The organism is Bordetella pseudohinzii, assembly GCF_000657795.2.
Classification (GTDB): domain Bacteria; phylum Pseudomonadota; class Gammaproteobacteria; order Burkholderiales; family Burkholderiaceae_B; genus Bordetella; species Bordetella pseudohinzii.
The window spans coordinates 18955-33413 of sequence record NZ_JHEP02000014.1 but is presented as its reverse complement, the minus strand read 5'-3'; the positions used below and the strand labels follow the sequence as shown (position 1 = coordinate 33413).

Annotated in this window: 11 protein-coding genes; 6 read left to right on the top strand and 5 right to left on the bottom strand. The window is 69.0% G+C overall.

Annotation, left to right across the window (positions count from 1 at the left end; translation table 11 throughout):
* Positions 1-5: 5 nt before the first annotated feature.
* Positions 6-1628, top strand: a complete 1623-nt coding sequence (locus tag L540_RS16790) for a VRR-NUC domain-containing protein (protein WP_043208120.1) — start codon at positions 6-8, stop codon at positions 1626-1628.
* Positions 1619-3862 carry an ATP-dependent DNA helicase gene (locus L540_RS16785; RefSeq protein ID WP_043208122.1) on the top strand — a complete coding sequence of 748 codons (2244 nt, stop codon included), beginning with the start codon at positions 1619-1621 and terminating at the stop codon, positions 3860-3862. The genes L540_RS16790 and L540_RS16785 overlap by 10 nt, the downstream gene beginning before the upstream one ends.
* Here L540_RS16785 and L540_RS16780 read toward each other — a convergent pair.
* Positions 3859-4305: a MaoC family dehydratase gene (locus L540_RS16780; protein WP_043208125.1), complete on the bottom strand. Its 447-nt coding sequence runs from the start codon at positions 4303-4305 to the stop codon at positions 3859-3861. The genes L540_RS16785 and L540_RS16780 overlap by 4 nt on opposite strands.
* 106 nt (positions 4306-4411) lie before the next feature.
* Here L540_RS16780 and L540_RS16775 point away from each other — a divergent pair, with 106 nt between their 5' ends.
* Positions 4412-5710, top strand: a complete 1299-nt coding sequence (locus tag L540_RS16775) for a DUF445 domain-containing protein (RefSeq protein ID WP_043208128.1) — start codon at positions 4412-4414, stop codon at positions 5708-5710.
* Positions 5711-5755: 45 nt separating this feature from the next.
* On the opposite strand, the gene L540_RS16770 is transcribed toward L540_RS16775, so the two are convergent.
* From L540_RS16770 to L540_RS16755, 4 genes are all read right to left on the bottom strand, one after another.
* A complete protein-coding gene (locus tag L540_RS16770; protein WP_043208131.1) occupies positions 5756-7282 on the bottom strand; it encodes an amidase in 1527 nt (508 codons plus the stop codon).
* Positions 7283-7501: 219 nt separating this feature from the next.
* Positions 7502-8218 carry an IclR family transcriptional regulator gene (locus L540_RS16765; RefSeq protein ID WP_043208133.1) on the bottom strand — a complete coding sequence of 239 codons (717 nt, stop codon included), beginning with the start codon at positions 8216-8218 and terminating at the stop codon, positions 7502-7504.
* An 18-nt stretch (positions 8219-8236) separates the two neighbouring features.
* Entirely contained in the window at positions 8237-9133 is an 897-nt protein-coding gene (locus L540_RS16760) for an NAD(P)-dependent oxidoreductase (protein WP_043208135.1), read from the bottom strand.
* Positions 9134-9208: 75 nt separating this feature from the next.
* Positions 9209-10663, bottom strand: a complete 1455-nt coding sequence (locus L540_RS16755) for an aldehyde dehydrogenase (protein WP_043208138.1) — start codon at positions 10661-10663, stop codon at positions 9209-9211.
* 166 nt (positions 10664-10829) lie between these two features.
* Here L540_RS16755 and L540_RS16750 point away from each other — a divergent pair, with 166 nt between their 5' ends.
* The 3 genes from L540_RS16750 to L540_RS16740 all read left to right on the top strand — a co-directional run bounded on the left by L540_RS16750 (position 10830) and on the right by L540_RS16740 (position 14446).
* Positions 10830-11798, top strand: a complete 969-nt coding sequence (locus L540_RS16750) for a tripartite tricarboxylate transporter substrate binding protein (protein WP_043208140.1) — start codon at positions 10830-10832, stop codon at positions 11796-11798.
* A 76-nt stretch (positions 11799-11874) separates the two neighbouring features.
* Positions 11875-12855, top strand: a complete 981-nt coding sequence (locus tag L540_RS16745) for a Bug family tripartite tricarboxylate transporter substrate binding protein (RefSeq protein ID WP_043208142.1) — start codon at positions 11875-11877, stop codon at positions 12853-12855.
* A 103-nt stretch (positions 12856-12958) separates the two neighbouring features.
* A complete protein-coding gene (locus L540_RS16740; protein ID WP_372433002.1) occupies positions 12959-14446 on the top strand; it encodes an acyl-CoA carboxylase subunit beta in 1488 nt (495 codons plus the stop codon).
* Positions 14447-14459: the final 13 nt, after the last annotated feature.

Below are 14459 nucleotides of genomic sequence, written 5' to 3'. Positions count from 1 at the left end.
TTCCGATGTTGCCTGCGCATCGCTATTACTACCTGCATAACTTCCAGCGCGCGCTGGCCTGGGTGGCGCAGCGCTACGACGACCTGCTGGACGCCGAAGAGCGCGCTTTTCTGACCCGGTTTTCCGGCCTGCCTCAGGCCTCGCAAGCCTTGCTGGTGCGCCTGCTGGCGCGCAAGGGCGGCCTGTTTCGCGCCAGCAAGCTGGCCTATGACGAGATCGGCGATATCGCCGCGGCCGCCGCGCCGCTCCTGGCGCTGGGCTGGCTGAGCGCCAATCCCGAGCTCTCGGCCCAGGATCTGGGCCGGCTGTACACCAAGGCCGAGCTGGCCCGTCTGGCCGGGCTGGCGCCGGCGCTGCGCAAGGAGGCGCTGCTGCAGGCTCTGGACGCCGCCGGCCCCCGGCCGCACCGCGATTGGTGGCCGCAGGCCGCCGAGGCGGTCTGGCAGGTGAGGGTGGACGCGGTCTGCCAGCGTCTGCGCCTGATGTTCTTCGGCAATCTGCGCCAGCAATGGGACGAACTGGTCCTGGCCGACCTGGGCATCTTCCAGTACGAGCGCGTGGACTTTTCGCGCGATTCGCGCGCCTTCCAGCACCGCGCCGACGTGGAGGATTATCTGCGCCTGCACGGCTGGCGCGAACAGCTCGAGGAGGCCGGCCCCGACGCGGCCTTGCGCGAAGCGGTCCGCGCGGCCGCCAGCGCCAACCCCTGGCTGATGGCGCGGCGCGCCAAGCTGCTGATGCGTATCGGCCAGGCCTGCGAGCGCCTGCGCGACTGGGACGGCGCGCAGGCGGCTTACCGGGCGTGCGACTATCGCGGCGCGCGCCACCGCCTGATGCGGGTGCTGGAGCAGCAGGGCCGCCCCGAAGAAGCCTACGCCCTGGCGCTGCGGGCGGCCGAGCAGCCCGAAGACGAGGGCGAGAGCCAGCGCCTGGCGCGCATGCTGCCGCGCCTGCGGCGGCAGCTGGGCCTGGACGCCCCGCGCCGCCCGTCCGCGCCGGCGCTCGTCAGCGAGCATCTCCGCCTGGCGCCGCCAGCCGAGGCCCGGCCGGTGGAGTTTGTCGTGCGCGACCATTACGGCAGCCCGGACGGCCCGGTGCACTATGTGGAGAGCGGCCTGGTCAATGCCTTGTTCGGGCTCTTGTGCTGGGAGGCCATTTTCGCGCCGCTGCCGGGGGCGTTTTTCCATCCCTTCCAGCGCGGCCCGGCCGACCTCGACACGCCGGATTTCGTGGCGCGGCGCGCCGCGCTGTTCCAGGCCTGCCTGGCGCGGCTGGACGACGGCAGCTACCGCGCCGTGATCCGCGAGCGCTACGCGGCCAAGCAGGGGCTGCAATCGCCCTTTGTGCACTGGGGCATGCTGGGCCCCGAACTGCTGGAGCAGGCGCTGGGCTGCCTGCCGGCGGCGGATTTGCGCCGCCTGTTCGAACGCCTGCTGGCCGACCTGAAGGCGCATCGCAGCGGCCTGCCGGACCTGGTCCGTTTCTGGCCCGCGCAGCGCCGCTATGAATTCATCGAGGTCAAGGGGCCGGGCGACCGCCTGCAGGACAACCAGATCGCCTGGCTGCGCTATTGCGCGCGCCATGGCATCGCCGCGCGCGTGTGCTATGTGAGCTGGGCATGCGATTGACGGTGGCCGTGCGCGCCTTGTGCGAATTCAGCGCCAAGCGCGGCGACCTGGACTTGCGCTTCACGCCCGCGCCCAGCGCGCAGGAGGGCATGGCCGGGCATGCCGCCGTGGCCGAACGGCGCGGCGACGGCTATGAGAGCGAGGTCCCCCTGTCCGGCGCGCATGGCGAGCTCACCGTGCGCGGGCGCGCCGACGGCTTCGATGCCCGCCTGGCCCGCCTCGAAGAAATCAAGACCTACCGCGGCGATCTGGCCGCCATGGGCGAGAACCAGCGCGCGCTGCACTGGGCGCAGGCGCGCGTCTACGGCCACCTGATATGCCAGGCGCGCGGCCTGCCGGGGCTGACGCTGGCGCTCATCTATGTCGATGTCCAGACGCTGGACGAGACGGCTCTGACCGAGTGGCAGGACGCCGAGGCGTTGGCCGAGCATTTTCGCCAGGCCTGCGATGCCTATGCGCAATGGGCCCGGCGCCAGGCCCTGCACCGGCGCGCCCGCGACGCCGCGCTGTCGGCGATGCGTTTTCCGCATGGCGATTTCCGGCCGGGGCAGCGCGAGCTGGCCGTGGCCGTGTTCCGGGCCGCGCGCGACGGCCGGGCCCTGCTGGCCCAGGCGCCCACCGGCATCGGCAAGACCCTGGGCACGCTGTTTCCGGCCTTGAAGGCCTGCGCGGCCCAGGGCCTGGACAAGGTGTTCTTTCTCACCGCCAAAGGCTCGGGCCGCGCGCTGGCCCTGCGCGCCCTGGCGCAATTGCCGCCCGGCCTGCGCGTTGTCGAGATGCTGGCGCGCGACAAGGCCTGCCTGCATCCCGACAAGCATTGCCACGGCGAATCCTGCCCGCTGGCGCGCGGCTTCTATGACCGGCTGCCGGCGGCGCGCGCAGCCCTGGAGGCCGCGGGCGATTATTCCCAGCCGGCGCTGGCCCGCGCGGCGCGCGAGCATGCCCTCTGCCCCTACTTCCTCAACCAGGAAATGGCCCGCTGGGCCGATGTGGTGATCGGCGACTACAACTACTACTACGACGCCAACGGTTTGCTCCATATGCTGGCGCAGGCTTGCCAATGGCGGGTGGCGGTGCTGGTGGACGAGGCGCACAACCTGGTCGAGCGCGCCCGCGCCATGTATAGCGCCCGCCTGCGCCTGTCGGCGCTGAGCGCCGCGCGCCGGGTCGCGCCCCAGCCCTTGCGCGCCGCGCTGGACGGCCTGAAGCGCGCCTGGCGGGCGCTGGCGCGCAAGGCCGAGGAGGACTACACGGTGCATGACAGCGTGCCCGCGGGCGTGCTGGCCGCGCTGCAGAAACTGGTGCAGGCCGTGGCCGACCACCAGGCCCGGGCGGCCCAGGCGCTGCCGGCCGACGACGCGCTGTTGGCCTTCTACTTCGAGGCCTTGCGGTTCACGCGCCTGGCCGAACAGTTCGGCGACCACAGCCTGGCCGATCTGCGGCGCGAGGGCGAGGACAGCGAGCTGAGCCTGCGCAATGTGGTGCCGGCGAATTTCCTGGCGCCGCGCCACGCGGGCGCGCATTGCACGGTGATGTTCTCCGGCACGCTGCGTCCCGAGCGCTTCTACCGCGACATGCTGGGGCTGCCGGCGGCCACGGCCTGGGTGGACGTGCCCGCGCCTTTCCAGGCCGAACAGCTGGCCGTGACCGTGGCCGGGCATGTGTCCACGCGCTTTCGGGACCGCCAGCGCTCGGTGGCGCCCATCGGCGCCATCATCGCCCGCCAATACCGCGAGCGGCCCGGCAATTACCTGGCCTTCCTGAGCAGCTTCGACTATGCGCGCCAGGTGGCCGAGTGGCTGGCGCGCCACCATCCGGGCCTGCCCGTCTGGAGCCAGACCCCGGGCATGGGCGAGGGCGAGCGCGAGGACTTCCTGGCCCGCTTCGTCGAGGGCGGCCAGGGCGTGGGCTTCGCCGTGCTGGGCGGCGCCTTCTCCGAGGGCGTGGACCTGCCGGGCCAGCGCCTGGTGGGCGCCTTCATCGCCACCCTGGGCCTGCCCCAGCTCAACCCGGTCAACGAGGCCATGATGCGCCTCATGGCGCGGCGCTTCGGCGCCGAACAGGCTTACGACTACATCTATCTCTATCCCGGGCTGCGCAAAGTGGTGCAGGCGGCCGGCCGCGTGATCCGCGCCGAGACCGACCAGGGCAGCGTGCATCTGATCGACGACCGCTACCGCTGGACGCGCGTGCGCCGGCTCCTGCCGGATTGGTGGGCCTTGCCCGGCGGCTAGCCCGGCCGGCGGAACACCACCAGCTTGGACACAAAGCGCTGCGCGACCTCGGCGTTCTGGTTCAGGGTTTCGCTTTGCAGCAGCACGATGGCGCGGTCTGGCTTGGAGCGCGAGGGCATGATCTGCATGATCTCGCTGCGCACGCGCAGCACATCGCCGGGGCGGGTGGGGCGCGGCCAGCTGATTTCACCGCCCGCGCCGATGACGCCGCCGGCCAGCGGCAGGCTTTGCACCAGCAGGCGCATGCTGACCGCCGCCGTATGCCAGCCGCTGGCCGCCAGGCCGCCGAACAGGGACTGGCGCGCGGCTTCTTCGCTCAGATGAAAGGGCTGGGGATCGTAGCGCTGCGCGAAGTCGATGATCTCGGCGCGCGTGATGGTGTATTCGCCGCTGATGAAACTATCTCCCACGGCGAGGTCGTCCAGATAGCGTTTGGCGGGCATGCCGCGTCTCCTGTGGCGGGTGCTGCGGGCATTATGGTGCGCGCCCCGGCGTCTGTCGATCCCCGGGGTCGTGTACGCTCTGGGTGTCGCTCCACGCCGTCTTGCCATGTCCGAGACCCTCTCCGCGCCCGAATTCCGCCGCCGCCAACTGGTCCGCATGAAACGCTGGGCCCTGGTCCTGCTCCTCATGATGGTGGCCGGCTTCGTGACCAGCCACCTCATGGGCGGGCAGGGCGCCTGGGCCTGGGTGCGGGCCTTCTGCGAGGCGGCCACGGTGGGCGCGCTGGCCGACTGGTTTGCCGTGGTGGCCCTGTTCCGCCGGCCCTTGGGCCTGCCCATTCCGCATACCGCCATCATTCCCAACAGCAAAGACCGCATCGGCGAAAACCTGGCCGTCTTCGTGCGCGACCATTTCCTCGATCCGGACACCCTGCTGGACCGCCTGCGGGTCTTCGACCCCGCCGCGCGCCTGGCGCGCTGGCTGGCGCGTCCGGCCCAGGCGCGCGCGTTGGCCCAGGGCGCGCGCCAGACCGCCTTGCAGATGCTCGAACTGCTGGACGAACAGGCCGTGCGGCGGGCCATCCGCGACTTTGTCGAAGACGCGGTGCGCCGCTGGGACGCCGCCCAGACCGCCGGCGAACTCCTGACGCTGCTGACCCGCGATGGCCGCCACCAGGAATTGCTGGACGCGGCCCTTGAACGGCTGGCGGGCTATCTCTCCCAGGAAGAGGTCAAGGCCCGCGCCTCGGACCTGCTGGTCCGGTTCGCGCGCAAGGAATGGCCGCGCATCATCGCCACCGTCGACCTCGTGGCCTCGGTCGACAACATGGCCGACAACCTCGCGGACCGCCTGGCGCGGGCCCTCATGGACGAACTGCGCGACGTGCTGGCCGAACCCGGCCACCCGGTGCGCCAGGATTACGAACAATGGATCGCCGACTACATCGCGCGCCTGCGCGACGACCCCGAAGTAGGCGAGCAAGTGCGCCTGCTCAAGGAAAAACTGCTGGCCGAACCGCGCGTGCAGACCTATGTGCAGACGCTCTGGGACGACATCCACGGCGCCTTGCGGCGCGACCTCTCACGCGATGACTCCGCCTTGGCGCGCCACCTGGAGGCCGCCCTGGCCGGCCTGGCGGCCAAGCTCGGCCGCGACGAGAACGTGCGCGCCGCGCTCAACGCCCATATCCTCGGCGCGGCGCGCCGCCTGACCGGCCGCCTGCGCGCCGGCGTCACCGAACACATCGCGCGCACCGTCAAGAACTGGGACGAGCGCCATCTGGTCGACGAGCTGGAACTCAACGTCGGCCGCGACCTGCAATACGTGCGCTTCAACGGCACCCTGGTCGGCGGCCTGATCGGCCTGGCCCTGCATGGCGTGGTCTTGCTGCTGCAGGGGGCGTAGGCGGGCCTGCCTCCAGCCCGCGCGGAGCGCGGGGCTTCGTGTTGGCTAGACCGCCTGCCGCCGGAAATCCGGAAACGCCGTGCCGGTGTACAGCGGCGGCGCCACGCGCGAATAGGCCGAGGCGAGCTGAAAGGCGGTGAGATCGTCATAGGTGTCGGCGATGATCTGCATCCCCATCGGCATATTGCCGGGCCCCAGGCCGATGGGCGCCGACACGACCGGGTAGAGGCCCAGCATGTTCCACACCCAGGTCTGGGCGAATTTGAGCCCGGTGACGTCCCGGCCGCCCAGTCTTGCCGTGTCGGTGGTCGGTTTCAAGCCATGTTCGGCGGGAATCAGCGGCGTGCCCAGGGTCGGCATGATCAGCGCCCGGTATCCCTTGGTGAACACGGTCTCCTGCACGCGGCGCTGGTAGGCGTTGAGCAGTTCTTCATTGCGGACCAGGGCGTCGGGGCCGACCTTGCTCTTCAAGGTCTCGAACATATGGCGCGTATAGGGCATGAGTTGGTCGGGGGCCTTGAGCGCGTCCACCATCAGGCCGCCCATGCTGCTCGACATCAGGCCGGTGATATAGGTGTCCATGTCGTCCGAGTTGAAGCCGACGTCCACGGTGTCCACGGTCACGCCGGCGCGGCGCAGCGATTCGACCGCTCGCGCCATGCCCGCCGCCACGGCCGGATCGAGCGGCGTGAGCTTGGGCATGGGATCGTAGGCGATTTTCCAGCCGGTGACCGGAGCGTATTGCGGCGGGTAGTGCAGCCTCGGGCGGATCGAGGAATGCACGAGCGGGTGGGGGCCGGCCATCGCCTCGCTGAACAGGTTCAGGTCGTCGAAGGTGCGCGCCATCGGCCCTTCGGATTCATAGGGCACTTCGCTTGTCGGCACCCGCCCGAATGGCGGCTTGAAGCCGTACAGGCCGCATTGCGATGATGGAATGCGTATCGAGCCGCCCATATCGGAGCCAAGCGCGAGGGTGGTGAAGCCGGCGGCCAGCGCCGCGCCGGAACCGCCCGACGAACCGCCAGGGGTGTAGGCGAGATTCCAGGGGTTGCGCGTCGTGCCCCAGAGCTTGGTGGCGGTCGTCATCCAGACATAAAACTCGGGCGCGGTCGTCTGGATATGGAAGATGGCGCCGGCGGCGCGCAGGCGCTCGATCACCGGGCCGTCTTCGGCCGCCACCGGGGCGTCCTTGAGCAGCATCGAGCCCATGGTGGTGCGCCAGCCCTTGACGTCATATTCGTCCTTGACCGCGACGGTAATGCCGTCCAGCGGGCGCGGATTGCCCGCCTTGTAGCGCGCCTCCGACTCGCGCGCGGCCCGCCGCGCTTGGTCAAAGAACCTCACCGTGATGCTGTCGACCTTGCCATCCAGCGCCTCGATACGGCGGATCTGCGCCTCCAGCACCTCGACCGGCGATAGCTGGCGGGAGCGGAATCGGGCGATCAGTTCGGTGGCCGGAAGATATGAGACATCCTCGGCCTCGGCCGCGCCGGCGCGCCACGCTGCGCCGCCCAGCATGGCGGCACCCGCAAGATGCCCGGAAATCTTTAGAAAATCGCGTCGGTCGACCATCTTTCTTTCTCCTGAACATCATGCGCCCGAATGGGACATTGGTAGTCTGGAAAAGCCGTGGTATCGCCTGTTGCCCGGATGCGCGAGGAATCGGCCGCGCACCGCGATAACGCTATTCTATCCACTATGGCCCCATGGGCCGCGGCAAGCCACTTCCTGGATCCGGGCGCCGTCGCGGGCGTCTTGCCGCGGCTTGCCGTTTACCCGCCCGTTTTACGGCTATTTGCCGGACGGCCAGCGGCCCCCCAGGGCGCGGGTGGCCTCGGCGGCGGCATCCTGGACGAGCTTGCCCATTTTCTTGACGGCGGCCGCCGAAAAGCGTTCTTTCGGGCCCGACAGGGAGATGGCGCCGCAGAGGTCGCCGTCGGGGCCGAACACCGGGCTGGCCACGGCGGCGCAGTTCGGGTCGCGCTCGCCCATGGAAGTGAGCATCAGGCCGGCCTCGGGGGGGGATGCGCCGTCGACCAGATAGGCCGTCAGCAGCTTGCCGGCCGCGCCTTTGTCCAGCGGCAGGAGGTCGCCGACGCGGATGCGGTCCAGCGTGGAGTGGTGGGAATCCACCCGCAGCAGGCAGACGCGCGTCCGCGCGTCGTGGTAGGCATGAAAGGATGCGCTCTCCGTGCCTTTGTCGACCAGCCCTTGCAGAAGCGGCAGGATGGTTTCGGTCAGGCGGTAGGTGGCTTCGTAGGCGCGGCCCAGGTGGTGGGCATAGGGGCCGAGGGCGTAGCGCCCGTCGGCGCGCCGCACCACCAGGGCGGCCTTTTCCAGTGAAGCGATGAGCCGCAAGAGCGTGCTCTTGTAAAACCCCGTGGCCCGGGAAAGATCGGCAAGCGTGATGGGATCGGTGCGTTGCGCGACGGCGCTGACGATGGTCAGGGCGCGTTCGACGGCGGCGACGCCGTCGGTGGAATGGTCCTGAGTAGGGGTACGACTCATGGGAATGGTAGGGGGTGATTAGGCGGGGGTTCCCGACTCCGGATCGATCACCCGGCTGATGACCGGGAAATAGCGGTTGCCATGCCCCTGGGCGAGCGCCGCTTCGAACCAGTGGTCCACGTTGCGGGCCCCCAGCGCCTGCACGCCGGTCTGTTCCGCCAGCGCCAGCGCGTAGCGCAGATCTTTGCGGGCGTAGTCCACAGGAAAGGCTTTTTCCGGAAAGTCTGCGGGAAGAATAGCCTTTAAGCCGTGGTTGCGCAACGCGAAGCTATCCGCCGAACCGCGCGTGAAAGTCTCCAGCAGGACCTGCGGATCGACGCCCGAGCGGCGCGCGATCGCGCGGGCCTCGGACAGCGCCAGCACGGTCTCGAACAGCACCATGTTGTTGAGGATTTTCACGACCTGGCCGCTGCCGATGGGACCGCAATGGGTGATTTCGTTGGCGAAGGTCGAGACCAGGGGCTTGACGCGCGCAAACACCGGCTCGTCGCCGCCGATCATGACGGACAGCGTGCCGGCTTCGGCCGCGGCGCGCGTGCGGGCCACGGGCGCGTCGATGAAGGTGGCGCCCTTGGCGGCGAATTCGGCCGCCAGGTCGCGGGTCAGGTCGACCGGCGAGGTGCTCAGGTCCACGATGAGTTGGCCGTCGCGCGCGTTCGCCAGCAGGCCGTCGGCCGCGCGGGCCAGCTGGGCCACGATTTCGCCGGAGGGCAGGGACAGGAACACCACGTCGCAATCGCGCATGATCTCCTGGGCCGTCGCGGCCCTGACGCCATGCGCGGCCAGCCGCTGCAGCGGGCCGGGGTCTTTGTCGCAGCCCAGCACGGGCAGGCCGCTCTTGGCGGCCAGATTGCGGCAGATAGGTTCGCCCATGACGCCCAGGCCGATGAAGCCGGCTCGTTGAAATTCAGGCATGAGGATAGTCTCCGATGAAGTGATGGATGGGCCGCGGCCGGCGGCCCCGAGGGATCTTGCGCAAAGCGGTTCGGCCTACATGCCGAAATAGATGCCCTTGGATTGCTGGTACAGGCGCAGTCCGCTCACGCCTTTTTCGCGTCCGATGCCGCTTTGCTTGAAGCCGCCGAAGGGCGTGGAGATGGACAGCTGCTTGTAGGTGTTGATCCAGACGCTGCCCGCTTCCAGCCGCCGGGCGATGCGCCAGGCGCGGCGGTAGTCCGCCGTCCAGATGCCGGAGGCCAGGCCATAGGCGCTGTCATTGGCCTGCTCGACCAGATCGTCCTCGTCGTCGAAGATCAGGGCGCAGAGCACCGGGCCGAAGATCTCTTCGCGCACGACGTGGGCGTCGCGCGACAGGCCGCCCAGGATGGTGGGGCGGTAAAAGGCACCAGCCTCCAGCGCCTTGCCCTCGGGGCGCGCGCCGCCCAGCAGCACCTCGGCGCCTTCGCGCCTGGCGCCATCGACCATGCTTTCGATCTTTTCGCGATGGCCGAAGGACGCGATCGGGCCCATCTGCGCGCCTTCGGCGTCGGGCAGATCGACCTTCAGGCGGCCGGCGCGCGCCACCAGTTTTTCAATGAAGGCCTGGGCGATGCCGCGCTGCACGTAGAGCCGCGAGCCCGCCACGCAGGACTGGCCGCTGCCTTCGAAGATGCCGCCGATGACGCCGTCGATCGCGGCGTCCTGGTCGGCGTCCGCGAACACGATATGCGGCGACTTGCCGCCCAGCTCCAGCGCCACGGGCATCAGCTTTTCCGCCGCGGCATGCGCGATGGCGCGGCCGCTGCCGGTGCCTCCGGTGAAGGACACCATGCGCACGCCGGGGTGCTCGACCAGACGACGTCCCACGGTGGCGCCCAGGCCGGTCACCACATTCAGGATGCCCGGCGGCAAGCCGGCCTCCAGGGCGATGCGGCCCAGGGCCAGCGCCGGCGACGAGGTGACTTCGGAGGGTTTGAGAATGACGGCGTTGCCGGCGGCAAGCGCGGGCGCCACCTTTTGCGCCTCCATGGTCAGGGGCGAGTTCCAGGGCGTGATCGCCACGACCACGCCGTAGGGGTCGTAGTGCGTCATGGACAGATAGTTGCCGCGCGCGGGGGTGACTTCCGCGCCCAGCGTTTCGCACACGCCGGCGTAGTAGCGGAAGGTGGCGGCCGCGCTGGCCACCTGCGCCTTGCACTCGGCCCATACCTTGCCGTTCTCGATCATCTGCAGCTGCGCCAGCAAGCTTGCGTTCTGGTCCATGCCGTCGGCAATGCGGCGCAGGATGGCGGCGCGCTGGTGCGGCAGCATGTCGCGCCACGCGGGCTGGCGCTGCGCCTGCCAGGCCGCCTGCACCGCCTGATCGACCTGCGCGTCCGACGCCGCGCTGATCCGGTAGTTGCGGACCCCGGTGGCAGGGTTGACCGAGTCGAAGGCGGCGTCGTCCTGGGCGATCCATTCGCCGCCGATCAGCATGGGTTTAAGGGTTTCCGATGATTCGGACATGAAGTGTCATTCCTCTCTTGATGGCGCTGTTTCGCGCTGTCGGCCGGCGCGTATTTATTCGTTGACAGCCCGGGTTTGAACAAATATAAAATAGAATAAGCGTTCTGTATAACGGAACGACAAGAATAAACCAAACCTTCAATCGATGACAAGAGGAGACCTCCCCATGCAATGCAATTGGCTGCGCGCGCTGGCTTGCGCCGCGATGCTGTTCGCGGCGACGGCGCACGCCGACACCTATCCCTCGAAACCCGTGACCATGGTCGTGCCGTATCCGGCCGGCGGCGCCACGGACGTGGTCGCGCGCGCCGTGGCCGAGCGGCTCACGCAGTCGTGGGGGCAATCGGTCATCGTTGAGAACCGCGCCGGCGCCGGCACGACGATAGGCGCCAGCTCCGTGGCCCGCGCGCGCGGCGACGGCTACACGCTGTTCATGACGACGTCCGCGCACACGATCAGCGGCCATCTGTACAGCAAGCTCAACTACGACCCCGTCAAGGATTTCGCGCCGATCACGCTGGTGACCAAGGTGCCGCTGGTGCTGGTGATCAATCCCGCCATCCCGGCGAAGACTCTGCCGGAATTCCTGGCCTACCTGAAGCAGAACGGCGCTTCGGTGAACTTTGCCTCGCCCGGCAATGGCACGGCGCAGCATCTGAGCGGCGAGCTTTTCAAGATCGCCACGCAGTCGAACATCACGCATGTGCCTTACCGCGGCGACGCGCCGGCCTTCACGGACCTGGCGGGCGGGCAGGTGCAAATGATGCTGGCCACCATCACCTCGGCGCTGCCGCTGATCGAATCCGGCAAGTTGCGCGCGCTGGCCGTGGCCAACGGCAAGCGGGTGCAGGCGCTGCGCGACGTGCCGACTTTCGCCGAGGCGGGCATGCCTGGCTTCGAGGCGGCCACCTGGTTCGGCATCCTGGCGCCGGCCGCTCTGCCGCAGGCGCAGGCGCAGCGCATCTATGAAGACGTGTCCAAGATCGTCGCCACGCCAGAAATGCAGGCCCGCATCGAAGGGCTGGGCGGGGAAGTCGTCAACAGCACGCCGAAGGCGTTCGCCGCCTTCATGAAAGAGGAAGAGGAGAAGTGGGGCCAGGCCGTCAAGGCCTCCGGCGCCGTCGCAGCGCAGTAGACCACCAACGCAATCCGCAGCCGCGCGCCCAAGCAGCGCCCGGCGCGGATCCCTGCCATCAAGGAAGAGACACATCATGACAGTGAAACAATGGCTGGCCGCAGGCGCGCTCGCCGGGTGCGCCGTGTTGCCGGCGGCGTCAAGCGCGGCCGACTATCCCAACGCCCCGGTCAAGTTCATCGTGGGCTTCAGCCCGGGCAGCACGATCGACACCGTGGCGCGCATCGTGGGCGACGCGCTCGCCAATCGCATGGGCCAGACGGTTGTCGTGGAGAACAGGACGGGCGCCAACGGCATGATCGCCGCCCGCGCGGTGGCTCAGGCCAAGCCCGACGGCTACACCATCCTGGTCAGCAATTCCAGTTCGATCACCGTCAACCCCTTGCTTTACAAGGACCTGCAGTACGACCCGCTGAAGGACTTCGCGGCGGTGAGCACCGTGGTCTCCGTGCCCTTCATCCTGACCATCAACACCGAGAATGCGCGCGTGGCTGGCGTGAAGGACGTCAAGTCGCTGGTCGAGCTGGCGCGGCGCAACCCCAACACGGTCAGCTACGGTTCGGCCGGCAACGGCAACCTGATGCACTTGGCCGGCGCGCAGCTGGCCACGATGTCCGACGTGCAGATGCTGCACGTGCCTTACCGCGGGGCCGCGCCCATGGAGGCGGGGTTGCTGTCCAAGGAGGTCGACTTCGGTTTTGACACCCTGTCGGGCGTGCCCCTCATCAAGTCGGGCAAGCTGAAGGCGCTGGCCGTGTCCACCGCGCAGCGTTGGCATGACCTGCCGGATGTGCCCGCCGTGGCCGAGCTGGGCTATCCAGGTTTTGACATCTCGTTCTGGGTGGGCGTGTTTGCGCCGGCCGGCACCCCGCCGGCCATCGTCGAGCGCCTGAACCATGAAATCGCGGAGGCGGCCAAGGATCCGACGGTACGCGCGCGGCTGGCGGTGCAGGGCAATCCGTCGACGCAGTCGCCCAAGGCGTTCCGGCAGAAGATCGTCGACGAACTCAAGCAGAACGAAACGCTGATCAAGCGCGCGAACATCAAGATCGACTGAACCGGCGGCGCTGACCGCGTGGGCAATTGGCAGCAAGGAGCACAAGGTGTCTTGGGAAAAGGAACTGCAGGAACTGGCGTTGCGCAAGGAGTTGGCGGCGCGCATGGGCGGCGAGGCGAAGGTGCGCCGGCACCGCGAGAACGGCAAGCTGCCGGTGCGCGAGCGCATAGACAAGATGGTCGATCCGGAATCCTTCCGGGAGGTGGGGATCCTGGCGGGCAGCGGCGACTATGACGCGCAAGGCCGCCTGGCGGACTTCACCCCGTCCAACCTCCTGATCGGCCGCGCCAAGGTGCAGGGCCGGCCGGTCGTCATCGCGGCCGACGATTTCACCGTCCGCGGCGGCGCCAATGACGGGGCGGTCGGCGACAAGCTGGTCGAATCCGAACGCATGGCGCAGGACCTGCGCCTGCCGCTCATCCGGCTGGTCGACGGCACGGGCGGCGGCGGCTCGGTGCGCAACATCGAAATCAAAGGCCACACGTTGCTGCCCAAGCTGCGCATGTGGCCGCTGATGGCGCAGAACCTGGCCACGGTGCCCGTCGCCTCGCTGGCGCTGGGATCGGTGGCCGGCCTGGGCGCAGCCCGCGTGGCGGCCAGCCACTACTCGGTCATGGTGCGCGACACCTCGCAGCTCTTCATCGCCGGGCCGCCCGTCGTGGCCCGCATCGGCCAGAACCTCGACAAGAACGAGCTGGGCGGCAGCGACATCCATACCCGCAATGGCGTGGTGGACGATGAGGCGGACTCGGAAGAGGATGCCTTCGCCAAGGTGCGCCGCTTTCTTTCCTATCTGCCGCGTTCGGTGCATGAGCTGCCGCCGCGGGCCGCGGAACCGGGCCGCGCCGGCGCGCAGGAATGGCTGCGCGACGCCATCCCCGCGGACACGCGGGCCGTCTACAAAATGCGGCCGATTCTGGAGACCCTGGTCGACGAAGGGTCGTTCATGGAGATCGGCAAGCGCTGGGGACGCGCCATCATCACCGGCCTGGCCCGCATCGACGGCTGGCCGGTGGCGGTATTCGGCAGCGATCCCTATCACTACGGCGGCGGCTGGGACGGGCCGGCCGCCGAAAAATTCACCCGGCTGCTCGACCTGGCCGAGACCTTTCACCTGCCCGTGATCAACCTGGTCGACGTGCCCGGTTTCCAGATCGGGCTGAACGCCGAGAAAGCCGGCGCCATGCGCTATGGCGTGCGCGCGCTGACGGCCGTGGCCCAGTCCACGGTGCCGTGGTGCTCGATCATCGTGCGCAAGGCCTTCGGCGTGGCGGCGGGCGGGCATCAGAGCGCGGGCCGCTTCAACTTCCGCTACGCCTGGCCGTCCGCCCAATGGGGCTCGCTGCCGGTGGAGGGCGGGCTGGAGGTGGCCTACAAGGCCGAGATCGAAGCCGCAGAGGACCCGCAGGCCAAGATGCGCGAGATCGAGGCGCGCGTGCGCAGCCTGACCTCGCCTTTCCGCAGCGCCGAGGCCTTCGTCGTCGAGGACATCATTGACCCCGCCACGACGCGCCGGGCGCTGGAGGAATTCGTGGAGCTGGCGGCGCCGCTGCGCGAACCCGGCCCGCGCGCCTTTGGCTATCGCCCCTGACGCCAGGAGCCCA